31 protein-coding genes are annotated in these 25,390 nt (G+C 51.4%); 19 read left to right on the top strand and 12 right to left on the bottom strand.

Annotation, left to right across the window (positions count from 1 at the left end):
- The 3 genes from SC127_RS19930 to SC127_RS19920 are packed head-to-tail and all read right to left on the bottom strand — an operon-like array spanning position 1 to position 3,068.
- Entirely contained in the window at positions 1–1,515 is a 1,515-nt protein-coding gene (locus SC127_RS19930; protein WP_215847023.1) for a sugar ABC transporter ATP-binding protein, read from the bottom strand.
- A complete protein-coding gene (locus SC127_RS19925) occupies positions 1,515–2,114 on the bottom strand; it encodes a DUF2291 family protein (RefSeq protein WP_243078135.1) in 600 nt (199 codons plus the stop codon). The genes SC127_RS19930 and SC127_RS19925 overlap by 1 nt, the downstream gene beginning before the upstream one ends.
- Positions 2,115–2,126: 12 nt before the next feature.
- A complete protein-coding gene (locus SC127_RS19920) occupies positions 2,127–3,068 on the bottom strand; it encodes a D-ribose ABC transporter substrate-binding protein (RefSeq protein WP_215847025.1) in 942 nt (313 codons plus the stop codon).
- 184 nt (positions 3,069–3,252) lie between these two features.
- Here SC127_RS19920 and SC127_RS19915 point away from each other — a divergent pair, with 184 nt between their 5' ends.
- Positions 3,253–4,200 (top strand): sugar-binding transcriptional regulator, encoded by a 948-nt coding sequence (locus SC127_RS19915; RefSeq protein ID WP_215847026.1) that lies wholly within the window; start codon positions 3,253–3,255, stop codon positions 4,198–4,200.
- Positions 4,201–4,234: 34 nt separating this feature from the next.
- Here SC127_RS19915 and emtA read toward each other — a convergent pair whose 3' ends face one another.
- On the bottom strand, positions 4,235–4,864 hold the full coding sequence (gene emtA / locus SC127_RS19910; protein ID WP_215847027.1) for a membrane-bound lytic murein transglycosylase EmtA: 630 nt from the start codon (positions 4,862–4,864) through the stop codon (positions 4,235–4,237).
- A 168-nt stretch (positions 4,865–5,032) separates the two neighbouring features.
- On the opposite strand from emtA, the gene ldcA reads away from it, so the two are divergent.
- Entirely contained in the window at positions 5,033–5,953 is a 921-nt protein-coding gene (ldcA, locus tag SC127_RS19905; RefSeq protein ID WP_215847028.1) for a muramoyltetrapeptide carboxypeptidase, read from the top strand.
- Between the two features lie 25 nt (positions 5,954–5,978).
- Entirely contained in the window at positions 5,979–6,641 is a 663-nt protein-coding gene (locus tag SC127_RS19900; protein ID WP_243078136.1) for an MBL fold metallo-hydrolase, read from the top strand.
- On the opposite strand, the gene SC127_RS19895 is transcribed toward SC127_RS19900, so the two are convergent.
- From SC127_RS19895 to SC127_RS19880, 4 genes are all read right to left on the bottom strand, one after another.
- Positions 6,642–7,055 (bottom strand): GNAT family N-acetyltransferase, encoded by a 414-nt coding sequence (locus SC127_RS19895; protein ID WP_215847029.1) that lies wholly within the window; start codon positions 7,053–7,055, stop codon positions 6,642–6,644.
- A 22-nt stretch (positions 7,056–7,077) separates the two neighbouring features.
- Positions 7,078–7,461 (bottom strand): hypothetical protein, encoded by a 384-nt coding sequence (locus SC127_RS19890; protein WP_215847030.1) that lies wholly within the window; start codon positions 7,459–7,461, stop codon positions 7,078–7,080.
- Between the two features lie 143 nt (positions 7,462–7,604).
- The gene (locus SC127_RS19885) at positions 7,605–7,829 is read right to left on the bottom strand and encodes a YgdI/YgdR family lipoprotein (RefSeq protein WP_215847031.1); all 225 of its coding nucleotides are present in this window, start codon (positions 7,827–7,829) and stop codon (positions 7,605–7,607) included.
- A 136-nt stretch (positions 7,830–7,965) separates the two neighbouring features.
- On the bottom strand, positions 7,966–8,145 hold the full coding sequence (locus SC127_RS19880; protein ID WP_332628248.1) for a hypothetical protein: 180 nt from the start codon (positions 8,143–8,145) through the stop codon (positions 7,966–7,968).
- Between the two features lie 214 nt (positions 8,146–8,359).
- Between SC127_RS19880 and SC127_RS19875 the strand changes: the two genes are divergently transcribed.
- The 3 genes from SC127_RS19875 to SC127_RS19865 all read left to right on the top strand — a co-directional run bounded on the left by SC127_RS19875 (position 8,360) and on the right by SC127_RS19865 (position 10,342).
- A complete protein-coding gene (locus SC127_RS19875) occupies positions 8,360–8,689 on the top strand; it encodes a hypothetical protein (protein ID WP_215847032.1) in 330 nt (109 codons plus the stop codon).
- Between the two features lie 64 nt (positions 8,690–8,753).
- The gene (locus SC127_RS19870; protein WP_215847033.1) at positions 8,754–9,311 is read left to right on the top strand and encodes a hypothetical protein; all 558 of its coding nucleotides are present in this window, start codon (positions 8,754–8,756) and stop codon (positions 9,309–9,311) included.
- 17 nt (positions 9,312–9,328) lie between these two features.
- Positions 9,329–10,342 (top strand): Ppx/GppA phosphatase family protein, encoded by a 1,014-nt coding sequence (locus SC127_RS19865; RefSeq protein ID WP_332627671.1) that lies wholly within the window; start codon positions 9,329–9,331, stop codon positions 10,340–10,342.
- A gap of 34 nt (positions 10,343–10,376) precedes the next feature.
- Here SC127_RS19865 and SC127_RS19860 read toward each other — a convergent pair whose 3' ends face one another.
- Positions 10,377–10,583 (bottom strand): DUF2767 family protein, encoded by a 207-nt coding sequence (locus tag SC127_RS19860; protein ID WP_215847035.1) that lies wholly within the window; start codon positions 10,581–10,583, stop codon positions 10,377–10,379.
- 184 nt (positions 10,584–10,767) lie between these two features.
- Between SC127_RS19860 and SC127_RS19855 the strand changes: the two genes are divergently transcribed.
- Complete coding sequence (locus tag SC127_RS19855; protein ID WP_215847036.1) at positions 10,768–11,016, top strand: DUF883 family protein; 249 nt, start codon at positions 10,768–10,770, stop codon at positions 11,014–11,016.
- A 247-nt stretch (positions 11,017–11,263) separates the two neighbouring features.
- The gene (locus SC127_RS19850) at positions 11,264–11,434 is read left to right on the top strand and encodes a YgdI/YgdR family lipoprotein (protein WP_215847037.1); all 171 of its coding nucleotides are present in this window, start codon (positions 11,264–11,266) and stop codon (positions 11,432–11,434) included.
- Positions 11,435–11,481: 47 nt separating this feature from the next.
- On the opposite strand, the gene SC127_RS19845 is transcribed toward SC127_RS19850, so the two are convergent.
- A complete protein-coding gene (locus tag SC127_RS19845; RefSeq protein WP_332627668.1) occupies positions 11,482–11,763 on the bottom strand; it encodes a hypothetical protein in 282 nt (93 codons plus the stop codon).
- A gap of 53 nt (positions 11,764–11,816) precedes the next feature.
- Positions 11,817–13,067 (bottom strand): NADP-dependent isocitrate dehydrogenase, encoded by a 1,251-nt coding sequence (gene icd, locus SC127_RS19840; RefSeq protein WP_215847039.1) that lies wholly within the window; start codon positions 13,065–13,067, stop codon positions 11,817–11,819.
- 101 nt (positions 13,068–13,168) lie between these two features.
- Between icd and rluE the strand changes: the two genes are divergently transcribed.
- The 8 genes from rluE (at position 13,169) to SC127_RS19800 (ending at position 21,055) form a co-directional block, all read left to right on the top strand.
- Entirely contained in the window at positions 13,169–13,837 is a 669-nt protein-coding gene (gene rluE / locus SC127_RS19835) for a 23S rRNA pseudouridine(2457) synthase RluE (protein WP_442955763.1), read from the top strand.
- Positions 13,838–13,884: 47 nt separating this feature from the next.
- The gene (locus SC127_RS19830) at positions 13,885–14,358 is read left to right on the top strand and encodes an NUDIX domain-containing protein (RefSeq protein WP_332627666.1); all 474 of its coding nucleotides are present in this window, start codon (positions 13,885–13,887) and stop codon (positions 14,356–14,358) included.
- Between the two features lie 42 nt (positions 14,359–14,400).
- Entirely contained in the window at positions 14,401–15,549 is a 1,149-nt protein-coding gene (gene mnmA / locus SC127_RS19825) for a tRNA 2-thiouridine(34) synthase MnmA (protein WP_332627664.1), read from the top strand.
- A gap of 35 nt (positions 15,550–15,584) precedes the next feature.
- Positions 15,585–16,226 carry a high frequency lysogenization protein HflD gene (hflD, locus tag SC127_RS19820; RefSeq protein WP_215847042.1) on the top strand — a complete coding sequence of 214 codons (642 nt, stop codon included), beginning with the start codon at positions 15,585–15,587 and terminating at the stop codon, positions 16,224–16,226.
- Between the two features lie 42 nt (positions 16,227–16,268).
- Positions 16,269–17,639 carry an adenylosuccinate lyase gene (purB, locus tag SC127_RS19815; protein WP_215847043.1) on the top strand — a complete coding sequence of 457 codons (1,371 nt, stop codon included), beginning with the start codon at positions 16,269–16,271 and terminating at the stop codon, positions 17,637–17,639.
- Between the two features lie 104 nt (positions 17,640–17,743).
- Positions 17,744–18,412, top strand: a complete 669-nt coding sequence (phoP, locus tag SC127_RS19810) for a two-component system response regulator PhoP (protein ID WP_215847044.1) — start codon at positions 17,744–17,746, stop codon at positions 18,410–18,412.
- Between the two features lie 2 nt (positions 18,413–18,414).
- Positions 18,415–19,860, top strand: a complete 1,446-nt coding sequence (gene phoQ, locus SC127_RS19805; protein WP_215847045.1) for a two-component system sensor histidine kinase PhoQ — start codon at positions 18,415–18,417, stop codon at positions 19,858–19,860.
- Between the two features lie 70 nt (positions 19,861–19,930).
- Positions 19,931–21,055: a ribosomal protein uL16 3-hydroxylase gene (locus SC127_RS19800; protein ID WP_243078141.1), complete on the top strand. Its 1,125-nt coding sequence runs from the start codon at positions 19,931–19,933 to the stop codon at positions 21,053–21,055.
- Positions 21,056–21,100: 45 nt separating this feature from the next.
- Here SC127_RS19800 and pepT read toward each other — a convergent pair whose 3' ends face one another.
- Positions 21,101–22,330 (bottom strand): peptidase T, encoded by a 1,230-nt coding sequence (gene pepT, locus SC127_RS19795; RefSeq protein WP_215847047.1) that lies wholly within the window; start codon positions 22,328–22,330, stop codon positions 21,101–21,103.
- Between the two features lie 315 nt (positions 22,331–22,645).
- On the opposite strand from pepT, the gene potA reads away from it, so the two are divergent.
- From potA to potC, 3 genes are read left to right on the top strand one after another with little or no spacing between them, the layout of a single operon-like run.
- Positions 22,646–23,761, top strand: coding sequence for a spermidine/putrescine ABC transporter ATP-binding protein PotA (gene potA, locus SC127_RS19790; protein ID WP_215847048.1), 1,116 nt, complete (start codon positions 22,646–22,648; stop codon positions 23,759–23,761).
- Entirely contained in the window at positions 23,745–24,605 is an 861-nt protein-coding gene (gene potB, locus SC127_RS19785) for a spermidine/putrescine ABC transporter permease PotB (protein ID WP_370661487.1), read from the top strand. The genes potA and potB overlap by 17 nt, the downstream gene beginning before the upstream one ends.
- Positions 24,602–25,378 (top strand): spermidine/putrescine ABC transporter permease PotC, encoded by a 777-nt coding sequence (gene potC, locus SC127_RS19780; RefSeq protein ID WP_243078143.1) that lies wholly within the window; start codon positions 24,602–24,604, stop codon positions 25,376–25,378. The genes potB and potC overlap by 4 nt, the downstream gene beginning before the upstream one ends.
- Positions 25,379–25,390 lie beyond the last annotated feature (12 nt).

Below are 25,390 nucleotides of genomic sequence, written 5' to 3'. Positions count from 1 at the left end.
TTAAAACCCCTGCGCACTTGCTTTAACCAGCGCTGACTCTTCCGCTTGATCACGCGGAATATCAGCCGTGAGTTTGCCGCCGGACATCACTAAAATACGGTCGGCCACCGCCATAATTTCTTTGAGATCTGAGGTCGAAAACAGCACGGCAATGCCCTGTTTTGAGAGCTGCACCATCATGCGAAATACCTCCGCTTTGGCACCAACATCAATGCCGCGACTGGGTTCATCCAGCAGCAGCAAACGAGGATTGGTCAACAGCGATCGGCCAATTACCACCTTCTGCTGATTACCGCCACTTAACGCGCTGATCGCCACCTCGGGTGAGGAGACTTTGATCGCCAGATTCCCTACCGTGCGGGCAACCGCCTCCTGCTCCTGCTGCTGAGCGATAGCCACACGATGCGATAACCGCCGCCACAGGCTGGCAATGGTGAGGTTACTGGCCACAGACGAGACCGGGAAAATACCGGAGCGCTTGCGATCTTCGGGCACCAGGCTCATGCCCATGCGGATGCGATCGGCGGTAGGTAGTCGGGTTGGCAGCGGCTTGCTGTCGAGCCACAGCTTGCCGAGATAATTGCGCTGGCTACCTAACAGGCATTCAAACAGTTCGGTGCGACCCGCGCCCATCAAGCCATAAATACCCACAATTTCGCCGGCGCGTACCTGAAAACTCACATCATCCACCAGCGTATTGCCGTTTGGGCTAACGCAGGTGATGTGCTGCGCTTCGAGCATCGGCGCACCAAAATCACGCTCTTCTGGCAGGAAGTTAGTCACGGGTTCGCTGCCCAACATTTCGCGCACAATCCACGGCACATCGATTTCAGTGACGTTGGCTTCCGCCTGAAAACGTCCGTCGCGCAGGATAGTGATCACATCACCAATCGCCATCAGCTCTTCAAGCCGGTGCGAGATATAGATGACCGAAACGCCCTGCCGCGTCAGTTCGCGGATTACGCGGAACAGAATTTCCACTTCGGTTTTACTCAACGCCGAAGTCGGTTCATCGAGGATCAGAATATCTGCGTCTTCCGCCAGCGCTTTAGCAATTTCCACCAGCTGCTGCTGCCCAACCTTGAGGTTACCCACGCGCTCTTTGGGCGAGATCTTTTGATCCAGCCGCTGCATCAGTGCGGCTGTGCGGCGCTCCTGCTCCGCTTCATTAATTGGCCGAATGCCGCTTTGCAATTCTCGGCCCAGAAACACGTTTTCTGCCACCGACAGGTTTTCAAACAGGTTTAACTCCTGATGAACCATACCGATGCCGTGACGTGCTGCATCCCGCGTGCTATTCAGCGTCACTTTTTCGCCATTAAGAAGCAGTTCACCGCTGCTTGGCTGCTGAACGCCGGCGAGAATTTTCATCAGGGTCGATTTACCCGCACCGTTTTCGCCGATAATCACATTAACTTTGCCGCGCCAGACGCGGTAATCAACCCGATCCAGCGCTAACGTGCCGGGAAACAGCATCGAAATGTTATTCGCCTGCAGAATGATGTCATTGCTCATCAGGGAGTCCCCGGCTTCAGCTCAACTGCGACTACATCATCAACATTGCCGCGTTGCATTGTCACCGCCATCAGTGCTTGCACCGGTTTGTTGACCCAGCTTTCATCGACCTTGGGCAACTGTTTCACCGCATGTCGGTTCAACGCGCGAGTGAGTTGCGCGTACTGCACCTGATTCGTGAACTCTTCAAAGCGGAAACCGGCGGCATCGCGGATGCCATTACTGCGCAATACCGGGCCGATATTGATGTTCACCGACTTGCCGTTGATCGTGACGGTTAATTTATGTTCTCGGGCATTGCTGGTATCAAAAGCCGTGACGATGCCGCTGGCACGCACGAACACGCTTTCGCTGGTGCCCGCTTTTACCGTCTGGCTTTTGGTTTCCATATCAGCCCAGCTCAGCGCATGGCCGTTTGCTGTTTCCATTACACGAGATTGCCAACTCTCCTCCGCGATCTGCTGCGGCGTTTGATCGGTGTAGCCCGGCTTGGCGTTAGGATCTTTTGGCAGGATCGGCTTGCCGTCTGCATCCAGATCCACCACCGTACAGGCGCTTAGAAATGTCATCGCCCCGAACAGAATCAGCATCCGCTTCATGCGCACTCCGCCTTATTTAGCCAGATTGAAGTTTTTCAGTTTCGATGCATTGCTGTCGTCAATCAGCACGCAATCCATTAACTGCTTCTCTTCTTTCTGCGCTTTACCGTTTTTCAGGTAGTAATCCGCTTGCGTGATGGCCATTTGTGCCTGATCCCAGCCAGGTTGCAGCACGGTGGCTTTGATGTTGCCTTTATTCAGAATGGAATCACGCGTGTAGTCGCTGCCATCAAAGCCGACCACAATCACTTTGGTTTTGCCTGCAGCTTTCAGCGCGGCTTCGGCACCCAGCGCCATGGTGTCATTACCGGAGATCACACCAACGATGTTGGGATATTTTTGCAGGATGGTTTCCATGCGGCTGAAGGCTTCGGTTTGGCTCCAGTTAGCGCTTTGCTGCGCCACCATTTTCATGTCGCTGTAATCATCCAGCACATCGTGATAACCCTGCGAACGCACGCCTGCATTGGTATCGGACTCTTTCCCCAGCAGCTCAACGTAATCCCCTTTGCCGCCTAACAGCTTGGCGAACTTTTCTGCACCGAGTTGCGCGCCTTGATAGTTATTGGAGACGATCTGCGCCACCGCTATGCCGGTTTTATTGATTTCACGATCAATGAGGAAGGTCGGAATGCCAGCATCTTTGGCTTTTTGTACCGGACCAACGGTGGCATCCGCGCCGGCGTTATCCAGAATGATCGCTTTGGCTTTGCGGGCAATAGCGGTTTCGATCAGCTGATTCTGTTTGTTCACATCATCATCATGTGAGGCGACCAGCGTGGCATAGCCCAGCTCTTTGGCCTTGGCTAACGCGCCGTCGGCTTCGGCTTTAAAAAATGGGTTGTCGTGTGAAGGGGTAATAATTGCCAGCAAGCCTTTATCTGCGGCCAGCGAAGCGGCTGAAAATGCCATCATTGAAGCCAGTAGGGTAATTTTGACGAGAGGTACGTTCATCGGTTATTCTCCGCTTGAATAAATATTCAATTGCGATTTTATATGCAAACTGACTATGCGCCTGCCTTGGCGTATCGTCCAATGCCAGATCGTCAAAAAGCGAAAACGATCACAATTTGTCCTGCGTTGTGATTTTTGCCGCCCTGGTTAACAATACCGGGCAGAATCAGAGAAGGAATAATCGATGGCTAAACAGGATGAACAGCGGCTGATGGTAAAGATTGCCACGCTTTACTATGTCGAAGGGATGAAGCAATCAGAGATTGCCCAGTCGCTAAAATTGTCGCAATCGTTTGTCTCACGCATTCTTAATCGCAGCGTGAAAGAAGGTGTGGTGAAGATCAGCGTGGTGCCACCTGCCAATGTATTTCCTGAACTGGAAAAGGCCATCGAGCAGCGCTTTAGCCTGCCGCAGGCGATCGTGGTAGATGTACCGGATAACGCGTCGGCACTGCAGATTAAGCAGGCCATTGGTTCAGCGGCAGCGCACTATCTGGAGACGCGTTTACGTGCTGATGAGCTGATTGGCATCTCCTCCTGGAGCGGGACTATTCGCGCCATGGTGGATGCGCTGCATCCGTTGAATTCGCCCTGTAAAGGTGTGATCCAATTGCTGGGTGGCGTGGGTGCCAACGGCAATGTGCAGGCAACGATTTTAACGCAGAATCTTGCCGCCCTGTTGAATTGCCCGGCCTGGTTATTGCCTTCACAGTCGATTGAACATTCAGTCAGCGATCGCCAGCGTTTATCAGCCAATGCCGATGTCGCGGAAGTGCTGCAAAAATTTGATGAAGTCGATTTAGCCATTGTCGGGATTGGCGATTTGGAACCTTCGGCGCTGTTGCGTAATTCTGGCAACTATTACGATGAAGAGATGTTGCGCACGCTCGCCGAACGCGGCGCGGTGGGCGATATTTGTCTGCACTATTTTGATGCTGCTGGCGAGCCGGTTTTAACGGCGGACGAAGATCCGGTGATTGGTATGGAGCTGGCGCAGGTTAAGCAGTGTTCACAGGTCGTGGCGCTGGCGGGCGGAAAAGATAAAGCGCCTGCGATTCGCGGCGCACTGCGTGGCGGTTATGTGAATGTACTCATCGTGGATTATCCGACGGCGCGGTTATTGATGGCGTAAACCGGACAGCCGTTGATGCTCTGTCCGGTTAGAATTAAATGGTGCGGTAAGCGGTTGTCACTTTCCAAAGATAGCGCGGTGCCTGCGCAGCCGGATGTTTGTTTTGCACATGCTGATAAAACTCATCTGGCGACATGGCATTGATCATTGCAATGGCCCGATCGCGATCGCGTGAGAAGGTGCGTAATAATGCGCCTGCGCCATTTGCGTAAGAGACGATGGTGGCATAACGCAGTGTCAAGGGATCGCGAATACCCGACAATACTGAATCCTGCAGGATCTTCAAATACGCCGTACCGATATCGATATTTTTGGCCGGATCGCGCAGCTCGGCGCTGCTCGGCTGACCACGACGTCCTTGGGTGCGATAGACCTCACGTCCTGCGGTAGAGGCTTTAATCTGCATCAAACCCACTGCATTAGAACGGCTTACTACCGTTGGATTGCCACCCGATTCGACACTAATAATGGCGCTGATTAACTTCTCATCAACACCATAATGACTGGCGGCATCTTCGGTAAAGAACGCCCAGGCGTCATTAACATTCGAAGGCGCTGCCTGCGTTAACGGCGTGTTCTTCTCTTTGACGTGGGGTTTTGGCGGTTCGCTGGCACAGCCAGAGAGTAATAAAGCCGAGAGCATAAGGTGGCGAATTTTCAGCAATTTTTAATCTCGTTGCAGGAGTTACGCTGGCTATCATACCTGGCGTGCGGTAGAGCAAAATTACCGTTTATCCTAAATGCATAAAAAAGGGGGTGGCGGGATGACTTCATCGTCACTTTTCGTCATTATCGCGTGAGAATGATCCCCCGCTAACAGCAGGAAAGCATTATGGTTCCCCGTCAAATTCGTCTCATCTCCCCTTCCGGTTATTGTCACAACCAGCTTGCCGCATTACGCGGTGTCGAACGTTTGCGTGATGCCGGGCATCAGGTAGAAAATGACGCCGTGATTACGCGCCGGTTCCAGCGTTTTGCCGGCAACGATGAGCAGCGACTGGCCGATATTAATCAGCTAGCGCAGCTGCAAACACTGCCGGATATCGTACTGGCGGTGCGCGGCGGTTATGGTGCCAGCCGCTTGCTGGAGTCGATCGATTACATTGGTTTGCAGCGTCGTTTACTCAATCAACCGCTGGCGTTGTGTGGTCACAGCGATTTCACCGCCATTCAGTTAGCGTTGTTAGCGCAAGTGGGGTTAATTACGTTTAGCGCCCCAATGTTAGCGGGAAACTTTGGCGCAGAGGTTTTATCTGAATTTACGCTGCGTCACTTTTGGCAGGCGGTCTCATCACCTACAGTCAATGTGGCGTGGCAAAGCGATACGCCGGACAGCGGCGAGTGGCAAGGCACGCTGTGGGGTGGAAATCTGGCGATGATCTGCTCGCTGATTGGCACGCCGTGGATGCCGCAAATCGAAAACGGCATTCTGGTGATTGAAGATGTCAATGAGCACCCTTTTCGTATCGAACGTATGCTCATTCAGCTTCAACAATGCGGCATTTTGGGACGCCAGCAGGCGATTGTGACGGGTAGCTTTACCAGCACCGCGCTGTCTGATTATGACAACGGCTTTGATTTTTCTACCGTCTGGCAACGCGTCCGTGATACAAGCGGACTGCCCGTTATTAGCGATCTTGCCTTTGGCCACGCGGCCGACACCGTAACGTTGCCGTTGGGTGCCAGCGCTCGCTTGCAGGTGATGCAAGGTCAGGCGCAGCTGCAAGCGACTGGACAGCCTGTTTTGCGCTAAATTTTTGTAGTTTGGGAGATCGACATTGAAGCCGCTGTATGACGATTTGTGGATCTCAACCCCGGAATTTCCGGTGGAAGATGCCGTTAATGATTTAATGATGCACGGGTTTATGTTGCGTCATCCACGCGGCAACCTGTTGATTGGTCGTGTAGAAAACCCCCTCGACCATGAAGTGTTAGCCGATGCCGGCGGCGTGATCCGTCACTACCTCACGCACTGGCATGAATCTGCACCCGGTGCGGCAATAATTCAGCAACGCTTTAATAGCGCGCTCTATTGCCATAATCGTTCACTCGGGCCTATCAGCCGTTTTGTTGAGCCTGACGACACCTTCAGCCAGCAGGAAACCCACTTTGGTGATTTTCATCTGCTGCCCACGCCAGGCCATACACCCGGCAGCTGTAGCTTTCTCTATCACTCGCCGCTGGGCCTGACTTATCTTTTTGTCGGCGATACCATTACACGGTCGCATGAGCGCTGGATCAGCGTATTGGTGCCGGATAGCAATCCTGCCGAGCTAAAAAAGTCGCTGGAGTTTTTCCGCACGCTACGGCCTGATGTGGTGCTGATGAGCACCACGCGCGGGCACCTTTCGTGGAAAAAGGTGACGTTACAAAGTTGGTTAGCGGCGATAGATGAAGCGGAGCAACAGCCGCTGGATTTGCGCCAGCAGCCGCTGTTTTGATTACAGGGCTTTACTTAAATAGTGACGCTGATGATGGCGCGGATAGTGATCAAGGCTAAACCGCAGCGTATAACCTAACTTTTCGTAGAAAGGGCGCGCCTGAAAGCTCACGGTATCAACTTGTGCATACAAGCAACCGCGGCGGCGCGCTTCCTCCTCTGCGGCTTGCATCAACTGACTGCCCACGCCCTGCCCGCGCATCGCCTCACTCACCCATAACATATCAATGCGCAGCCAATTACCGCTGGTTGAGCCGGTCAATCCGGCCAGTTTTTTGCCCTGCGCATTGCTGACAAACACGCCAATAGATTTGACTTCATCGATATTAATAAATCGGCTATTAAACGCGTTTAAGCCTAAGCGGATCTCATCTAAATCGTGATGCGTAACCTTGTCAGTGATGTTCAGTTGCATGCGTGCTCCTGTCGCGACCGGATTAAGAGTTAGGATGTTGGCTGTCGTCGTAGCGCTCCAGGCTGATGATATCGACATCGCGCTTGTCAGTACGGCTACAGGGCAGCAGTTTATCGCTGTCGCGATAGACGAAAAACATCTGATCGCTGCTTTTATTAACAATCAGCTGATCGCCATTACGAAAGCGGGTAATCGCCACTTTATCGCCATCTTGCAGGCGTGTGCGTTGTTGGCCCGCAGCGACCTGAAAATGGCCTTTCGGCCACATCACGGTGCTAAGCCCATATTCGGCGCGGGAAACGGTCATAGTGGGGCGACCTGGACAGTTGATTTGGAACTCACTTTCACTCCAGGCTGGGGCAATGTGGCAGGCCAAAAGTGTTGCGGCAATAATTGCAGCCTTCATTGGGTCTCTCCGCTGAAGATTTATGATTTTGTTGGGATTTTTTTAGCTTAACATAATCGAACAGAGAAGAAAGGCGAACGGCCCGTAGGAAACGGGCCGAGATGTGCAGTTCACATCACTGCAGCGTCAAGCCGCATGGCTAATTAATGATTAACAGTAGACATCTCTGTTAACTGGTCACGATTAATTTGCTGCTCATGACCGTAAATATCTTTGTAAGTAATCAGGCCGGTATCATCATCAACCTGCGGCTTGCCTTCCACCACGATGGTGCGACCATCATGCGTGTGCAAGATATGATCATCTGCGCAACCTGCCAGCACTAACCCGCTGGTTAACACGCCAATCAGCATCAATGTCTTTTTCATCGGATTCTCCTTGGTTGAGAATCATCAGGTTTAGCACAGCAAGGTGGAATTGAGACCAGGAAAAGGTGGAATTGAAGCGTAAGGAAAGAAGCAGCAAAAGTCTGCACCGCGTCCTACGATGCAGACTCCTAAATAATTATTCCGCTGCGACCTCTGCCGCAATTAACATCAGTGCTAATCCAGCATAATCATCATCATACTTCTGCATGACTTCACGAATTGCACCGGCACACGCATTGACTTGCTGCTTTTTTTCAACGTCAAGCTTCTCAATCGCGTGCTGAATAATCATTAGACTGGCTTCTTCTTCTTTCATCATTTATCCCTGGTTTTGCTTAACTGTCGCGCAAAGATGGCAAGAATACCGTTTAACTGTTACCAAAGTCACCCTTTTACATTCCTGTTGCTTACCTATTAAACAAATAGCAAATGGGAACCTGCTTTAAAACTGCTATGATCAAGCTATTAGTGACGCAACGCGATAAAATCAGCGCCACCGGATTCCCAGGGATTGAAGCAGGAACAGGATCATGTTGCGACTCGGCATTTTAACACTCTTTATTTTTCTCACCGGATGTTCATCTGGCCCACAAGGCGTTGATTGTCCGGGAGAAGTTTCAACTATCTATGGTCGACCCATGGGACAAACAAATGCCCTTATTTTTGACCTGGTCAACGCTTTCACCGTGAGCAAAGACAACGTCACCGTGGAGAGTGGGACATTGAAATCAGTGGATCGTTTCAAATATGTGCCCTCCGCCGTTACGCGTGAAGGTTATTACGCCCAAAGGCTTTCCAATAAACAGTTTCGTCTTATAAATCCTCATCAAGACACGCAGATTACCTGGACGTGCCCTTAAAGGGTGAATCCTGCCGCCAGATGGTTTATTGTCAGAAAACGTCAAGCGGCAGGTCATCCTTCTTATGGAAAAGCGTCTGGATAACAACGGTTATATCGATTTCCCCTTCCCCACTACGCATAATGCCGATGGCTCCGTCAATCCGTGCGGAATTGATCTCACGCTAGAAACCGATCGCATTGAAGAGATTGCTGTTATTCGCCATTCCGCTAATCTGCGGCGTCTGCTGGAAGAGGTGAATTTGCAGGATGGCAAATTCATGACGCTAACCTGCGACTGGCAGCAAAAAAGCGATGCAGTATACGGCTTCATCGATGTGGCTTTTCGCCCAGATTTACTGCGGCACACGCATGAAGAAGCGCTTCAGCTTGAACACGCCTTTTACAGCTACCTGACAGAACAAGAAACGCAGCACGCTATGGCTGCCGGTTCGCTGGTGAATTATGCGCGATCGGTGCTGGACTGGTGCTGGTCACCACTGCGTCAACGTCAGCGCGACTACGAAAAAATCACCATCCAGTTTTATTGCCAACAAGCGGAAGATGCAGAATGGTGCTTTGATCATTTACGTCATTTTCTGGTGAGCTGGTATCCCGCGTCTGCACCCTTGATTTCGCCCTAAATAACACAGGAATCGATATGCGACTGTTTGCGCGCCCTGCTTTACCGCTGCTTTTTGCCTCACTGTTTTTTGCTTTTTCTACGCAGGCGGCCAACTGCCTGCAAACGCGTGCCGGCATTGATATGGGTTCCGGCACCACTAAAATTGCGGTTGCACAGGTCGATGTCTGTCACCATCGCATTGAAAAAGTGCTGTATGAAGATCAGCGGCCTGTGGGTTACAACGATGCCTTGTCACATGCCAGCAATAATCAGCTCGATGTCGCCATTGAGCAGCAAGGTCTGGATGCGCTGATGCAATTAGTCAGCCACGCTCGCCGCTATCATCCTCAACGGATGACTGGCGTTGCCACGGCCGTGTTTCGCTCGGCAAATAATGGTCAGGCTGTGATTGACCGCTTTAACCGTCAGGCAGGCGTTCAGCTCAGCATCATTTCCCAACAGCAGGAAGCCGAACTGGGTTTTCTTTCCGCTAAAGCTGCGCTAGATGATCCGCAGGTTAAGGATCAGGATTTGCTGGTGTGGGATATTGGCGGCGGGTCAATGCAGATGACAGCGTATCGCCCAGAGCAAGGTCAACTGATTGCTGATGTTTATCAAGGCAAACTGGCTTCAGTCACGCTCAAAAACTTTATCCTGAGCGTGTTAAAAAATGTGCCTACGCAGGGATCGCCTAATCCGATTGGTTCCTGGCGCCAGTCGGTGCTGCGTTTCGTTGAATTTTACGCCAGTAACGATGTTTCGCCACAGATCAAGCAAGATGCCACTACACGTCGTGTGATTGGTATTGGTGGCGTACATGGCTTCTCCATTAAAAACCAGCTGCCTGACAAACAGAATCGCTACACCTTAGCGGCGTTGACAGCATTGTCGAAACAGCAAGTCTGGAAAGGCGACAGCGAACTAAACGGTGACTACCGTGCAACTGATGTCAGTAATTTATTGTTGGTAGAAGGTTATATGCAGGCCCTGAAGATTAATCAGGTGGAAGTGGTTAAGGCGAATTTAATTCAAGGTGTGCTGCTGCAGTAAAAAGAAAAACCGGTTGCATACCGGTTTTTTAACCTCAGGGTTTTATCAAGCGAATCGCATGTTCAAGCATTTTCTGCTCATCGCGTTCACTGCGTGCCCGGTGATGCCGGGTGCGTTTTAACAAGTCGAATATTTCGTCTCGTTTGGTGTCATGGCCTGCTTCTGCCAGCATAATCACAGCATCGCCAATCACCCGACAAACTTCATCATAATCGTCTTCATTCAGCACATCACGTTTCATGGTTCCTCCGTTTTCGCTGTTGAAAGGAGCTGCTTCGAAAAGGTTAGACAGTAAACGCTTAGCCTGCAAAGTTAACGCTGTTCACAGCCGGAAATGATTTTTAGTGATTCATTTACTTTCTTTCGCCGCAGAATCAGCCACGTTTGCTACGCTTTTAGGTGTAACTAAAACCAAGGAGATAAAGATGTCAGGAAAAATTGAAGACGCAGTAAAAGAAGCAGCGGGTGCAGCGCAAGAACAGTGGGGTGAAGCGACCAATTCACCTAAGCATCAAGCTAAGGGTGCTGCACGTCGCTATTCAAACCAGGCTAGCTATGCTGCACGCGATGCGGCTGATTGCATCAAAGATCAGGTGCAGTCGAATCCGTTTGCTGGATTAGCTGTAGCCGCAGGCGTCGGTGTCTTCATCGGCTTCCTGCTGGGACGTAAATAATCCCCTTCTATTAACGGAAGCCTGTGGCTTCCGTTATCTTATCGCTTGTCTGTGTTTCCCATTCTGCTTACGCCTTTTTCCAAAATTGATTCCCATTCTGCTTTCACCCCCAGTAATAAAGCCTCTCCTTTCAGATAAAACCCATGAAAAATAAACACATTTTACTGGATGGAATGGTTTCGTTGTCTATGCTTAAAACTTCGCAATTTTAGAAACACTTTCGTTAACTTTCCAAAAAGGTGGTCACATGAAGAAGGCTTCAGCATTACTTCTGGTTGTAGCAACGCTTACTGCTCTGGCAGGTTGTTCACATCGTAGTAGCGCAGTGAAAGAAGATGGACGTCCACATGCGCCAAGTGGTCAGGCATCACCGGGTGGCACCCTGGGTTCGGGTCCGGTAGGACAGCCGCAGTCATAATAAAAAAAACCGGCCTGGGCGCCGGTTTTTTTTATCGTACCCAAGCGCTAGCGGCTAATAATGAATGCGCCGACGACTAATATCGCAAACATAATGCCGAAGGTAATGTAGCCGTGCTTTGCTGTCCGTGACATACCCACGAACACCGAGACCACCAGAAATAACAGCGTCAACGCCCCCGCCATTACCCAAAAAAGATATTGCTGATTCGCCATGGTTAATTCTCTCCACACCGGCCTGGTCGCTTTGATGGCGGATTGTATAACATTATCAACGCGCTTGATAATGGCGGCACTGGAACCAAAAATAGAGGCCAAGAAAATAATCATAAAAAAACCCCGCGATCGCATTAGCCATCGCGGGGTTTTTGGAACGACAGCAATTACATGTTTTCGATAATTGCGTCACCAAACTCTGAACATTTCAGCAGTTTGGCTCCGTCCATCAGGCGTTCGAAATCGTAAGTCACGGTTTTGTTAGCGATAGCGCCTTCAACACCTTTTACGATTAAGTCAGCTGCTTCGAACCACTCCATGTGGCGCAGCATCATTTCTGCGGACAGGATAACTGAACCTGGGTTCACTTTGTCCTGACCTGCATACTTCGGCGCAGTACCGTGAGTCGCTTCAAACAGCGCACATTCGTCACCGATGTTCGCACCCGGCGCAATACCAATACCGCCAACCTGCGCCGCCAGGGCATCAGAGATGTAATCACCGTTCAGGTTCATACAGGCGATAACGTCATATTCCGCTGGACGCAGCAGGATCTGCTGCAGGAACGCATCGGCGATCACATCTTTAACAATGATCTCTTTGCCGGTGTTCGGGTTTTTGAACTTCATCCACGGACCGCCATCGATCAGTTCGCCGCCGAACTCTTCTTTCACTAACTGGTAACCCCAGTCTTTGAAAGAACCTTCGGTGAACTTCATGATGTTGCCTTTGTGAACCAGCGTCAGTGAATCACGATCGTTGGTGATGGTGTATTCAACCGCTGCACGAACCAGACGTTTGGTGCCTGCTTCTGAACACGGTTTAACGCCAATACCGCACTGCTCTGGGAAGCGAATTTTCTTCACCCCCATCTCTTCACGCAGGAATTTGATCACTTTATCTGCTTCCGCAGAACCCGCTTTCCATTCGATACCGGCATAGATATCTTCTGAGTTTTCGCGGAAGATCACCATGTCGGTCTCTTCTGGACGTTTAACCGGGCTTGGCGTGCCTTTGTAGTAACGCACTGGACGCAGACACACGTACAGGTCGAGTTCCTGGCGCAGGGCAACGTTCAGAGAACGAATACCGCCACCGACTGGGGTGGTCAGCGGGCCTTTGATGGCAACGCGATATTCTTTGATTAAGTCGAGGGTTTCTTGCGGCAGCCAAACGTCCTGGCCATAAAGCTCAACGGATTTCTCACCGGTGTAAATTTCCATCCAGGAAATTTTTCGCTCGCCGTTGTAGGCTTTTTTCACAGCGGCATCAACCACTTTCAGCATGACAGGTGATACGTCAACGCCGATACCATCACCTTCGATATAAGGAATCACTGGGTTATTTGGGACAACCAGTTTTCCCTGATCCAGGGTGATTTTTTGACCTTCCGCCGGAACAACTACTTTGCTTTCCATCAACCTCTCCTTCGAGCGATTTTTTGTTAATGATTTGTAAGATGCGGATCAATACTACTTGAATATTTCCGCTACGCCAATCACCGCAATTTCGCGTTATAATGCGCCGATTGTTTCTGACTGCAAAGCCTATGCGAAAAACTTCTCAACGAATTCACCAGGATAAACGATTCAGCCGCCCAGCACGTCCGGTACGGCGCTCGCCCACGCGCCCAGATGCACCGCGGCGCGTCATACTCTTTAACAAACCTTTTGACGTGCTACCGCAATTTACTGACGAAGCGGGACGGCGCACGCTGAAAGATTACGTAAGCGTTAGCGATGTTTACGCCGCTGGTCGGCTGGACCGCGACAGTGAAGGTTTGATGGTGCTCACCAACGATGGTGCCTTGCAGGCCGCGCTTACGCAGCCTGGCAAGCGCACCGGCAAGGTCTATTTTGTGCAGGTTGAAGGCGAGCCGCAGGAGAGCGATCTGCAACCGCTACGCGATGGCGTTAATCTGAAAGATGGCCTGACGCTGCCCGCAGGTATAGAAAAAGTCGCCGAACCAACGTGGTTATGGCCGCGTCAACCCCCTATTCGTGAACGCAAAAACATCCCCACGCAGTGGCTTAAAATTACCCTGTATGAAGGGCGTAATCGCCAGGTTCGCCGCATGACAGCACATATCGGTTTCCCTACACTGCGCCTGATTCGCTATGCGATGGGGAATTTTACGTTGGATGATTTGCCTTCTGGCGAATGGTGCGATGTCACTGAAACGCCCTAAATGCCCTGCCGTTTTGATAACGTCAGGTTAACAATTGCGGAGATTCAATGTTTAAACCTCATGTCACAGTGGCCTGTTTGGTTCACGCCCAAGGTGAACTGCTCGTGGTTGAAGAGCAGATCAACGGTTGCGCAACCTGGAATCAGCCAGCGGGTCATTTAGAGGCCGATGAAACGCTGTTAGCCGCTGCACAGCGTGAGCTGTATGAAGAGACCGGCATCGATGAACCGATGCACTATTTCCTCGGCGTTCAACAGTGGATCGCACCGGACAATACACCTTTTGTGCGTTTCCTTTTTGGTCTGGATCTCGCTGAAAAGCTGCCGACCGCGCCACAGGACAGCGACATAGATTGCTGCTGGTGGTTGCCGCCAGCGCAGATTCTCACTGCCTCTAACCTGCGCTCGCCTTTGGTGGCAGAAAGCGTACGCTTATGGCAGCAAGGCGCGCGTTATCCTTTACATTTGGTCAGCCCGTTTAACTGGCCTTTTCATGAAGGTGCGCGCCACGCCGACGCATGATAGAATGCGCCGCCTGTTTTTTTATCGTTATGCGAGCCTGTGATGTCTGATATTTCCCGGAACACTCTTCAAAACTGCAACCTGGACAACAGCCAGAAAAAAGTGATCGTCGGTATGTCCGGCGGCGTTGATTCTTCCGTTTCCGCCTGGTTACTGCAACAGCAGGGTTATCAGGTTGAAGGTCTGTTCATGAAGAACTGGGAAGAGGACGACGGTGAGGAGTATTGCACCGCCGCGGACGACCTGGCCGATGCGCAAGCTGTGTGCGACAAGCTTGGCATGAAGCTGCATAAAGTTAACTTTGCTGCGGAATACTGGGATAACGTCTTCGAGCATTTTCTCGAAGAGTATAAAGCGGGCCGTACGCCGAACCCGGATATCCTCTGTAACAAAGAGATCAAATTCAAAGCTTTCCTTGAATTCGCCGCAGAAGATCTGGGCGCGGATTTCATTGCCACCGGTCACTATGTGCGTCGTCAGGACATTGATGGCCAAAGCCACCTGCTGCGCGGCCTCGATGGTAATAAAGATCAAAGCTATTTCCTTTACACGCTCAGCCACCAGCAGATTGCACAAAGCTTGTTCCCGGTGGGCGAACTGGAAAAACCCGAGGTTCGCCGTATCGCCGAAGAGTTGGATCTGATTACTGCGAAGAAAAAGGATTCCACCGGCATCTGCTTCATTGGCGAGCGCAAATTCCGTGACTTCCTTGCGCGTTACCTGCCGGCTCAGCCGGGCGAAATTGAAACCGTTGATGGCGACGTTGTCGGTGAACATCAGGGCTTGATGTATCACACGTTGGGTCAGCGCAAAGGTCTCGGCATTGGCGGCATGAGAGAGAGCAAAGACGATCCTTGGTATGTAGTCGACAAAGACGTTGAGCGCAATCGCCTGATTGTTGCTCAAGGGGGCGATCATCCTCGTCTGATGTCGGTGGGTTTGATTGCACAACAGCTGCACTGGGTAAATCGTCAGCCCATCACTGCGCCACTGCGTTGCACCGTGAAAACGCGCTATCGCCAGGCTGACATTCCCTGTGAAATTATTCCGCATGGCGATGATCGTATTGAAGTGCGCTTTGACAAACCTGTGGCTGCGGTCACGCCGGGCCAGTCAGCGGTGTTCTATCTTGGCGAAATCTGCCTTGGCGGCGGTATTATCGAAGAGCGCCTGCCGTGGGTTGCCGCTTAAACGTCGACCTTAACGACGCGTACACAGGAGTAACCGTGGCTAAGAATTATCAAGAAATTACCGTTGCGCTGGCCGGCATTTGCCAGGCCGCGCATCTGGTGCAGCTACTCGCGCATCAGGGACATTGCCCGTCGGAAGAACTTGCCGTATCGCTGCGCAGCGTGCTGGATTTGAATCCCTCTTCGACCCTGGCGGTGTTTGGTAACGAAGAAGCTAACCTGCGCCTCGGCCTGGAAACGTTAATGGCGGTACTGAACAGCAGCAGCCGTCAAGGCTCAGGCGCGGAGTTGACGCGCTACACGTTGAGCATGATGGTGTTGGAGCGCAAACTCAGCGCTAACAAGCAAGCGATGGCGACGCTGGCCCAGCGTATTGGACAGTTGGATCGTCAACTGGCGCACTATGAGCTGGAGTCTGAAACTATTCTCAGCGCTATGGCCGGTATTTATGTCGATGTCATCAGCCCGCTCGGCCCACGCATTCAGGTGACGGGTTCACCAACGGTATTACAGAATCCACTGTTGCAAAGCAAAGTACGCGCGACGTTGTTAGCGGGTATTCGTGCAGCGGTGCTCTGGCAGCAGGTTGGCGGTGGCCGCCTGCAGCTGATGTTCTCGCGCCAGCGTCTGCTGCGTGAAGCAAAAACCCTTTTATCCCGGCTGCCACTGACTTACTAAGTCAGTGCGGCATTTTTGTTTAATGATTCAGGAGTTGCACTGATGGAATTATCCTCTCTGACCGCCGTCTCACCTGTCGATGGTCGTTACGGCGATAAAGTCAGCCCGCTGCGTGCGATTTTCAGCGAATACGGTTTGCTGAAATTCCGCGTTGAGGTTGAAGTACGCTGGTTACAAAAACTGGCTGATACCGCAGAGATCAAGGAAGTTCCTGCATTTGATGCCGACGCAAACGCTTTCCTTGACGCGATTGTGGCTAATTTCGACGAAACTGACGCTGCACGCATCAAAACCATCGAACGTACTACCAACCATGACGTTAAAGCGGTTGAGTATTTCCTGAAAGAAAAAGTGGCAGACGTGCCTGCGCTGCATGCCGTTTCTGAATTTATCCACTTTGCCTGCACTTCTGAAGATATCAACAATCTCTCTCACGCTTTGATGCTGGAAACCGCGCGCCGTGATGTGATCCTGCCTTACTGGCAGCAGTTGATTGATGCTGTAAAAGGTCTGGCGCACGAATACCGTGACATTCCTCTGCTTTCACGTACGCATGGTCAACCGGCTACGCCTTCTACCATGGGTAAAGAGATGGCTAACGTCGCTTACCGCCTGGAGCGTCAGCTGCGTCAACTCGGTCGCATTGAAGTGCTGGGAAAAATCAACGGTGCCGTGGGCAACTACAACGCCCACATTGCGGCTTACCCTGAAGTTGACTGGCATCAGCTGAGCGAGAACTTTGTCACCTCGCTGGGCATTACCTGGAACCCGTACACTACCCAAATTGAGCCGCATGACTACATCGCTGAGATGTTTGACTGCATTGCGCGTTTCAATACCATCCTGATCGATTTTGATCGCGATGTTTGGGGTTACGTGGCGCTGAACCACTTCAAGCAGAAAACCATTGCCGGTGAAATTGGTTCGTCAACCATGCCGCACAAGGTCAATCCGATCGACTTCGAAAACTCTGAAGGCAACCTGGGCTTGGCCAATGCGGTAATGCAGCATTTGGCCAGCAAACTGCCGGTTTCTCGCTGGCAGCGCGATCTGACCGATTCAACCGTACTGCGTAACTTGGGTGTGGGCGTTGGCTATGCGCTGATCGCTTATCAGGCGACGTTAAAAGGCATCTCAAAACTGGAAGTGAACCGCGATCGTCTGCTCGACGAACTGGATCACAACTGGGAAGTGTTGGCTGAGCCGATCCAAACCGTGATGCGTCGCTACGGTATCGAAAAGCCCTATGAAAAGCTGAAAGAGCTGACCCGCGGTAAACGTGTTGATGCTGCCGGTATGCAAGCCTTTATCGACAGCCTGGCGCTGCCAGAAGAAGAAAAAGTTCGTCTGAAGCAGATGACGCCAGCCAACTATATTGGCCGCGCTATTCAGATGGTTGATGACCTGAAGTAATGCCTGACGCAGGCGGGTGCGTACCCGCCTGCGTTAACCTGCTGTTTAATTCACTTCGCGTATACTTCTCTCAATTCGTTTCGTTTTGATGGTAAGGAAATTCTATGCGTGTTCTGGTTGTGGAAGATAATGCCCTGCTGCGCCACCATCTTGCGGTTCAACTGCGTGATATGGGTCATCAGGTTGATGCCGCCGAAGACGCCAAAGAGGCCGATTACTTTCTGCAGGAACATCTGCCGGACATCGCGTTAGTTGATCTGGGCTTACCGGATGAAGATGGCATGTCACTGATTCGCCGCTGGCGCAGTGATTCAGTGCGTCAGCCGATTTTAGTGCTCACTGCCCGCGAAGGCTGGCAAGCCAAAGTGGAAGCGCTAGAAGCCGGTGCTGACGATTACGTCACCAAACCTTTTCATATCGAAGAAGTCGCCGCACGACTGCAAGCCTTGATGCGCCGTAACAGCGGTCACGCTTCGCAAATCATCGACATGTCACCGTTTCAGGTTGATCTCTCCCGTCGCGAACTCACCGTTAACGAACAGCCGGTTAAATTGACGGCCTTTGAGTACACGATTGTTGAAACGCTGATTCGTAACGCAGGCAAAGTGGTCAGCAAAGATTCGCTGATGCTACAGCTTTATCCCGATGCCGAGTTGCGCGAAAGTCATACCATTGACGTGTTGATGGGCCGTCTGCGCAAAAAAATTCTGGCGCTGCATCCCACCGAAGTCATCGCTACCGTGCGTGGGCAAGGTTATCGCTTTGACCTGTAAACATGTCCTGGCTTAAACGCTACCGCCCTATTTCGCTGCGCGCTCGCTTCCTGTTAGCGTCAGCGGCCATCGTACTTTTCCTGTCCCTCTCCTACGGCATGGTCGCTGTGATTGGCTATGTCGTAAGTTTTGATAAAAATACCTATCGCGTGATGCGCGGTGAGAGCAATTTGTTCTTTACGCTTGCTCAGTGGAAAGAGAATCAGCTCACCATTGCTCAACCCGAGCGCATGACGCTGAACTTCCCGACGCTGGTATTTATTTATGACGAACAAGGCAAGCTGCTATGGCAGCAGCGCGATGTGCCTGAGATTCGCAATAAGATTCACCGTGACTGGCTGCTCAAGCCTGATTTCTACGAAATCGATACCAGCAATCGCACCAGTCTGGCAGCGATGGGTAACAATATTTCAGCGCAGCGACGGCTTCACGCCTGGGATACCGACAGCGACGACACCTTTACCCACTCGGTAGCCGTGAATCGTTATGATGCCACGACCAATTTGCCCGCACTGACCATCGTGGTGGTCGATTCCATTCCCCAGGAATTACAACATTCCGATGTCGTGTGGTCATGGTTTAGCTATGTGTTAGCGGCCAATTTGATTTTAATTATTCCACTGCTGTGGTTGGCCGCACACTGGAGTTTGCGTCCTATCGGTCATCTTGCTCAGCAGGTACGTGAGCTGGAAACCAGTCAGCGTGAAAATTTGGCTGATAACCCGCCGCAGGAATTGCAAAGCCTGGTGCGCAATCTCAACTTGTTATTAACCAATGAACGGCAGCGCTATACGCGCTATCGCACCACCTTGTCGGATCTCACGCACAGTTTGAAAACCCCGCTGGCGGTGCTGCAAAGTACCTTACGATCGTTACGCAGCGGCAAGGAACTGACGGTTGAGCAGGCTGAACCCGTGATGCTGGAACAGATTAGTCGGATTTCACAACAGATTGGCTATTACCTGCATCGCGCCAGCATGCAGGCCGATCACAATCCTTTGCAGCGCGACCTACATTCAGTTTCAGGCTTGCTCGACAGCTTGTGTTCCGCTCTCAACAAGGTTTATCAGCGCAAAGGCGTGGCAATCACGCTCGATATTTCACCTGAGCTGACCTTTTTTGGCGATCAAAATGATTTTATGGAAGTGATGGGCAATGTGCTGGATAACGCCTGCAAATATTGTCTGGAATTCATCGAAGTCAGCGCGCATCAAACCGAGAAGTCTTTGCATATCTATATTGATGACGATGGTCCTGGCATACCAGAAAGTAAGCGCGACCTGGTCTTCGTGCGTGGACAACGCGCCGACACGCTGCGGCCCGGGCAGGGATTAGGTCTGGCGGTGGCGCGAGACATTCTTGAGCAATATGCCGGCAAGATTATTGCCTCAAGCAGTTCGCTGGGTGGCACACGGATGGAAGTCATTTTTCAACGCCAGGAAGTCTGACATCGCCGCGAGTAGAAAGGCGTTCGGGCTGTTATACTTGCGACATTTACAGCCCTAAGCGGAACCTTCTATGGACTATCAGCTCGATCTCAACTGGCCCGATTTTATTCAACGCTACTGGCAAAAACGTCCGGTGGTGTTAAAGCGTGGCTTTAAAAACTTCATTGATCCCATTTCTCCTGATGAGCTGGCTGGTCTGGCAATGGAAAATGAAATCGACAGTCGCCTGGTCAGTCATCAGGATGGCAAATGGCAGGTTAGCCACGGTCCGTTTGAAAGTTTTGATCATCTGGGTGAGAACAATTGGTCGTTGCTGGTGCAGGCCGTTAATAACTGGCATGAACCCTCCGCAGCGCTAATGCGCCCTTTCCGCTTTTTGCCTGACTGGCGCATCGATGATTTGATGATTTCGTTTGCTGTACCGGGCGGCGGCGTTGGCCCGCATCTCGACCAGTACGATGTCTTCATTATTCAGGGCACCGGACGCCGTCGCTGGCGTGTGGGTGAAAAAGTGCCAATGAAACAGCATTGTCCCCATCCAGACCTGCTTCAGGTTGAACCCTTTGATGCCATCATCGATGAAGAGATGGAACCCGGCGATATTCTCTACATTCCGCCAGGTTTTCCGCATGAAGGTTATTCGCTGGAAAACGCCATTAACTATTCGGTTGGCTTCCGTGCCCCAAGCGGCCGAGAATTGATCAGTAGTTTTGCCGATTACGCGCTGGCTAACGAATTGGGCAGTTATCGCTTTACCGATCCTGATGTTCCTTCGCGTGATTGCCCTTCACAGATCCTGCCGCAAGAAATTGAAGGCGTGCGTCAGGTGATGCTGGATGTGATCAACCAGCCGGAACATTTTGCCCAATGGTTTGGTGAATTTATTTCACAATCACGCCATGAGCTGGATGTTGCGCCACCGGAGCCGCCGTATCAGCCTGATGAAGTTTACGATGCGCTACAGCAGGGCGATGTACTCTCTCGCTTGGGTGGCTTGCGCGTGTTAACCATTGGCGATGCGGTTTTCGTCAACGGTGAGCGTATCGAATGTTCGCACCCGGAAGTCTTGACGGTGCTGGCGCATCATCAAGATATTACGCTGGAAGAGTTAGGTGACGCGCTAGACGATCCTTCAGTGCTGGCACAGATCGCGGCGCTGGTTAATGCCGGTTACTGGTATTTCAGCGGCGAGTAATTGCCTGAATGTGCGCACCCGTTTCATCCGGTGCGCACAGCTTCATTAATGCTGTTTCTGACCCGCCAACTCAGCCAAACGGACAATCACTTCCACCGATTGCGCCATAATATTCAGTGACGCGAATTCATGTTTGCCGTGGTAGTTATAGCCGCCGGTAAACAGGTTTGGACAAGGTAAACCTTTCCAGGAGAGTGATGATCCGTCCGTTCCACCACGAATCGGTTTTACGTTCGGCTCAATGCCACAATCACGCATGGCCTGCAGCGCCAGATCAATAATGTGGGGAAACGGCTCGACTTTCTCACGCATGTTGCGATAGCTGTTGGTGATATCGACCTTCACTGAGCAATCCGGATGCAAACCTTGGCTTATCTGCTGAGCGATCTGTTCCAGCACCTGTTTGCGCTGCTCAAAGCTTTCGGTATCAAAATCACGAATGATGTACAGCAGCTCGGCATTTTCTACCGTGCCTTTCATCTGGTGCAGGTGATAGAAACCTTCGTAGCCTTCGGTATATTGCGGCTTCTCTTTAGCCGGCACCGCCTGATGAAACTGCGTGGCTAACTCCAGCGCATTGACCATGACGCCTTTCGCTGAGCCGGGATGCACATTATTGCCCGTGATTTTTACCGTCGCCGAGGCCGCGTTAAAGTTTTCATACTCAAACTCACCCAGATCGCTGCCGTCCACGGTATACGCCCAATCGGCGGCAAAGCCCTCTACATCAAAGTAAGACGTTCCGCGGCCAATCTCTTCATCTGGGGTAAAGGCTACGCGAATCGCACCGTGTGGAATATCCCCTTTTGTCAGACGCGCCATAGCGGTCATGATTTCTGCAATGCCCGCTTTATCATCCGCACCCAGCAAAGTTTTGCCGTCGGTGGTGATTAACGTGTGTCCTGTGAGTTTATGCAACACCGGGAACATAACCGGTGACAGCACTTCATCACCATTACCCAACGCAATATCGCCGCCGCGGTAGTTTTCAATGATTTGCGGATTGACATTTTTTGCCGTGTAGTCTGGCGAAGTATCCATATGCGAAATAAAGCCAATGACCGGCGTTGGCCAGTCAACATTAGCGGGCAGCGTGCCCATGACGCAGCAGTGATCGCTAAGCGTGACATCAACAAAACCCAGCGCCAGTAACTCCTCCTGTAATTGCCGTGCCAGTGTCCATTGGCCTTCACTGCTGGGCACCTGACGCGCCTGCGGTTTTGCCTGGGTTTCCACTGCCACATAACTTAAAAAGCGCTCAAGTAACTGTTCCATTTGCCATCCTTAAGAAATTGCCGTCGGTTATTATTAACGGACCAGCCAGACGCCAGGTTGCGTCAAATCATTATCAAACAGGTTAACGCTGTCTAGGCTGTTTCGGGAAGTCAACATGCACAAAATCTTGTTGAAAAGCGCATTTATTGCGGCAAGTCTCGCAACATGTTCACCTTACTCAGTTTTATCGCTTTTGAGGGGCGGCAAAACATGGCATTGCGTCTTTTTTCAGGTATCATCCCGCCCTCCTTGCTGGCTGGTCGTGTTATGCGGCTATGCTGTTACCTGTTCGCCCTTTGACAGACTGAGACTAAAATGACGCAAACACGCGCACACCAGGCGCTGGTTACGCTTTCTGGCATCAGTAAAGCTTTCGATGGCAAATCCATCATTGAAGATTTCAACCTGACGATTCGTCACGGTGAGTTTATCACTCTGCTCGGCCCGTCAGGCTGCGGCAAAACAACCATTTTGCGCCTGATTGCCGGGCTGGAAGAAGCCGACAGCGGTCGCATCACCTTAGACAATCACGACATCACGGATACACCGGCAGAGCATCGTCACGCTAACACGGTGTTTCAAAGTTATGCCCTGTTTCCGCACATGTCGGTATTCGAGAACGTCGCCTTTGGTCTGCGCATGCAGAAAACGCCCGAAGCCGAGATAACCACACGGGTTAACGCGGTGCTGGCCATGGTTCAGCTGGATGCGTTTGCCGATCGCCGCCCTCATCAATTATCAGGTGGTCAGCAGCAGCGTGTTGCTATCGCTCGCGCCGTCGTGAATCGCCCGAAAGTCTTGCTGCTGGACGAATCCCTGTCGGCGCTGGATTACAAATTGCGCAAGCAGATGCAGAACGAATTGAAAGCTTTGCAGCGTAAACTGGGTATCACCTTTGTTTTCGTGACGCACGATCAGGAAGAAGCGCTGACCATGTCCGATCGTATTGTGGTGATGCGCGATGGTAAAATTGAACAAGACGGCACACCGCGAGAGATTTACGAAGAGCCTAAAAACCTGTTTGTCGCCCGCTTTATAGGCGAAATTAATGTCTTCGACGCTGAAGTTATCGCCAGCGAAAACGCGCCGCGCGTGCGTGCGCGCGTAGAAAGTCGCGAATGCGATATCCATTGTCCTTTCCCGGTGCAGCCCGGCGACAAACTGCATGTCATGCTGCGCCCAGAAGATTTGCGCGTTGAAGAGATTCACGACGACAGTGTGTTTGAAGGGCTGATCGGTTATGTACGTGAACGCAACTACAAAGGGATGACGCTGGAATCCACCGTTGAGCTTGAGAATGGCAAACTGGTCACTGTGAGCGAATTTTTCAATGAAGACGATCCTGACTTTGACCACTCGCTGAATCAAAAGATGGCAGTGAATTGGGTCGCAAGCTGGGAGGTAGTGCTGCCGTATGAAACTGATGCGTAATCGTTTCCAGAAGAGCGTTATCGCGCTGATCGTCGGTTGGTTGGCGCTGTTCGTTTTCTTGCCTAACCTGATGATTTTTGTCACCAGCTTTTTAACCCGTGACGATGCGCATTTTGTCAGCATGGTATTTACCTTCAGTAATTACACGCGCTTACTTGATCCCTTGTATGCCGAAGTGCTGCTGCACTCGCTGAATATGGCGTTTATCGCCACCGCCTTCTGTTTGTTGCTGGGTTATCCTTTCGCCTGGTGTCTGACTAAATTGCCTGCACGCCTGCGTCCGCTGATGCTGTTTCTGTTGATCGTGCCCTTCTGGACCAATTCCCTGATTCGTATTTACGGCCTGAAAATTTTTCTCAGCACTCGCGGCTGGCTCAACGACTTTCTGCTCTGGATCGGGGTAATCGATAAGCCATTTCGCATTATGTACACCTCGGAAGCGGTGATCTTGGGTCTGGTCTATATCCTGCTGCCGTTTATGGTGCTGCCGCTCTACTCCAGCCTGGAAAAACTCGATAGAAGTTACCTGGAGGCGGCACGCGATTTAGGTGCCAGCAAGCTGCAAACTTTTTTCCGCATTATCTTGCCGCTGACTATGCCGGGCATTGTCGCAGGCTGCTTGCTGGTATTGATTCCGGCAATGGGGCTATTTTATGTCGCCGATTTAATGGGCGGCGCGAAAAATCTGCTCATCGGTAACATCATAAAAAGCCAGTTCCTGAACATTCGCGACTGGCCTTTTGGCGCAGCCACCAGCATCGTGATGACGCTTTTAATGGGGCTGTTGCTGCTGATCTACTGGCGCGTAGCGCGCCTGCTGAATAAAAAGGCGGAACTGGAATGATGGCTCGCCTGCTACGCGGCGGTTTTATGACCGTTATCTACGCCTGGTTTTATATCCCGATTGTGATTTTGATCGTTAACTCATTTAACGCCTCACGTTTCGGTATCAACTGGCAAGGTTTCAGTACGCAGTGGTACAGCCTGCTGATGAACAATGACAGCCTGATTCAGGCAGCACAGCATTCGCTGATAATGGGCGTGCTCTCTGCCAGCTGCGCCACGCTTATTGGCTCGCTAACCGCCGTCGCGCTTTATCGCTATCGCTTTCGCGGTAAACCGTTTGTCAGCGGCATGTTGTTTGTCGTGATGATGTCACCTGACATCGTGATGGCTATTTCGCTGCTGGTGCTGTTTATGTTATTGGGCATTTCGCTTGGCTTCTGGTCGCTGCTGTTTTCCCATATCACCTTCTGCTTACCCTTTGTGGTGATTACCGTCTATTCGCGGCTCAAAGGATTTGATGTACGGATGCTGGAAGCCGCAAAAGATTTGGGTGCCAGCGAAACCACTATTTTACGTAAAATTATTCTGCCGCTGGCGATGCCTGCGGTTGCGGCTGGTTGGCTGCTGAGCTTTACCCTGTCGATGGATGACGTGGTGGTTTCGTCGTTCGTCACCGGACCAACATTTGAAATTTTGCCACTGAAAATTTACTCAATGGTCAAGGTGGGCGTATCACCTGAAGTGAATGCACTCGCCACAATTTTGATGCTGCTTTCGTTGCTGTTAGTCGCTGGCAGCCAATGGTTGCTGCGTGACAAAACTAAAACCTAAAGGGGAATAATG

It is taken from the genome of Pantoea sp. T14 (assembly GCF_036663535.1).
Classification (GTDB): domain Bacteria; phylum Pseudomonadota; class Gammaproteobacteria; order Enterobacterales; family Enterobacteriaceae; genus Pantoea; species Pantoea phytostimulans.
Note: the sequence above shows the minus strand (reverse complement) of the source record. Positions and strands in the feature narration are given on the sequence as shown.

Bases quoted from the DNA above. Each gene is read 5' to 3' on its own strand.
- SC127_RS19870 (WP_215847033.1), top strand. From the start codon at position 8,754: ATGGAAAAGCGTCTGGATAACAACGGTTATATCGATTTCCCCTTCCCC.
- SC127_RS19885 (WP_215847031.1), bottom strand. From the start codon at position 7,829: ATGAAAAAGACATTGATGCTGATTGGCGTGTTAACCAGCGGGTTAGTG.
- SC127_RS19920 (WP_215847025.1), bottom strand. From the start codon at position 3,068: ATGAACGTACCTCTCGTCAAAATTACCCTACTGGCTTCAATGATGGCA.
- pepT (WP_215847047.1), bottom strand. From the start codon at position 22,330: ATGGAACAGTTACTTGAGCGCTTTTTAAGTTATGTGGCAGTGGAAACC.
- SC127_RS19930 (WP_215847023.1), bottom strand. From the start codon at position 1,515: ATGAGCAATGACATCATTCTGCAGGCGAATAACATTTCGATGCTGTTT.
- SC127_RS19875 (WP_215847032.1), top strand. From the start codon at position 8,360: ATGTTGCGACTCGGCATTTTAACACTCTTTATTTTTCTCACCGGATGT.
- SC127_RS19855 (WP_215847036.1), top strand. From the start codon at position 10,768: ATGTCAGGAAAAATTGAAGACGCAGTAAAAGAAGCAGCGGGTGCAGCG.
- potC (WP_243078143.1), top strand. From the start codon at position 24,602: ATGATGGCTCGCCTGCTACGCGGCGGTTTTATGACCGTTATCTACGCC.
- phoQ (WP_215847045.1), top strand. From the start codon at position 18,415: ATGTCCTGGCTTAAACGCTACCGCCCTATTTCGCTGCGCGCTCGCTTC.
- potB (WP_370661487.1), top strand. From the start codon at position 23,745: ATGAAACTGATGCGTAATCGTTTCCAGAAGAGCGTTATCGCGCTGATC.
- potA (WP_215847048.1), top strand. From the start codon at position 22,646: ATGACGCAAACACGCGCACACCAGGCGCTGGTTACGCTTTCTGGCATC.
- SC127_RS19865 (WP_332627671.1), top strand. From the start codon at position 9,329: ATGCGACTGTTTGCGCGCCCTGCTTTACCGCTGCTTTTTGCCTCACTG.
- SC127_RS19830 (WP_332627666.1), top strand. From the start codon at position 13,885: ATGTTTAAACCTCATGTCACAGTGGCCTGTTTGGTTCACGCCCAAGGT.
- SC127_RS19915 (WP_215847026.1), top strand. From the start codon at position 3,253: ATGGCTAAACAGGATGAACAGCGGCTGATGGTAAAGATTGCCACGCTT.
- rluE (WP_442955763.1), top strand. From the start codon at position 13,169: ATGCGCCGATTGTTTCTGACTGCAAAGCCTATGCGAAAAACTTCTCAA.
- SC127_RS19890 (WP_215847030.1), bottom strand. From the start codon at position 7,461: ATGAAGGCTGCAATTATTGCCGCAACACTTTTGGCCTGCCACATTGCC.
- ldcA (WP_215847028.1), top strand. From the start codon at position 5,033: ATGGTTCCCCGTCAAATTCGTCTCATCTCCCCTTCCGGTTATTGTCAC.
- purB (WP_215847043.1), top strand. From the start codon at position 16,269: ATGGAATTATCCTCTCTGACCGCCGTCTCACCTGTCGATGGTCGTTAC.
- icd (WP_215847039.1), bottom strand. From the start codon at position 13,067: ATGGAAAGCAAAGTAGTTGTTCCGGCGGAAGGTCAAAAAATCACCCTG.
- SC127_RS19845 (WP_332627668.1), bottom strand. From the start codon at position 11,763: ATGATTATTTTCTTGGCCTCTATTTTTGGTTCCAGTGCCGCCATTATC.
- SC127_RS19860 (WP_215847035.1), bottom strand. From the start codon at position 10,583: ATGAAACGTGATGTGCTGAATGAAGACGATTATGATGAAGTTTGTCGG.
- phoP (WP_215847044.1), top strand. From the start codon at position 17,744: ATGCGTGTTCTGGTTGTGGAAGATAATGCCCTGCTGCGCCACCATCTT.
- SC127_RS19850 (WP_215847037.1), top strand. From the start codon at position 11,264: ATGAAGAAGGCTTCAGCATTACTTCTGGTTGTAGCAACGCTTACTGCT.
- SC127_RS19880 (WP_332628248.1), bottom strand. From the start codon at position 8,145: ATGAAAGAAGAAGAAGCCAGTCTAATGATTATTCAGCACGCGATTGAG.
- SC127_RS19895 (WP_215847029.1), bottom strand. From the start codon at position 7,055: ATGCAACTGAACATCACTGACAAGGTTACGCATCACGATTTAGATGAG.
- SC127_RS19925 (WP_243078135.1), bottom strand. From the start codon at position 2,114: ATGAAGCGGATGCTGATTCTGTTCGGGGCGATGACATTTCTAAGCGCC.
- mnmA (WP_332627664.1), top strand. From the start codon at position 14,401: ATGTCTGATATTTCCCGGAACACTCTTCAAAACTGCAACCTGGACAAC.
- SC127_RS19800 (WP_243078141.1), top strand. From the start codon at position 19,931: ATGGACTATCAGCTCGATCTCAACTGGCCCGATTTTATTCAACGCTAC.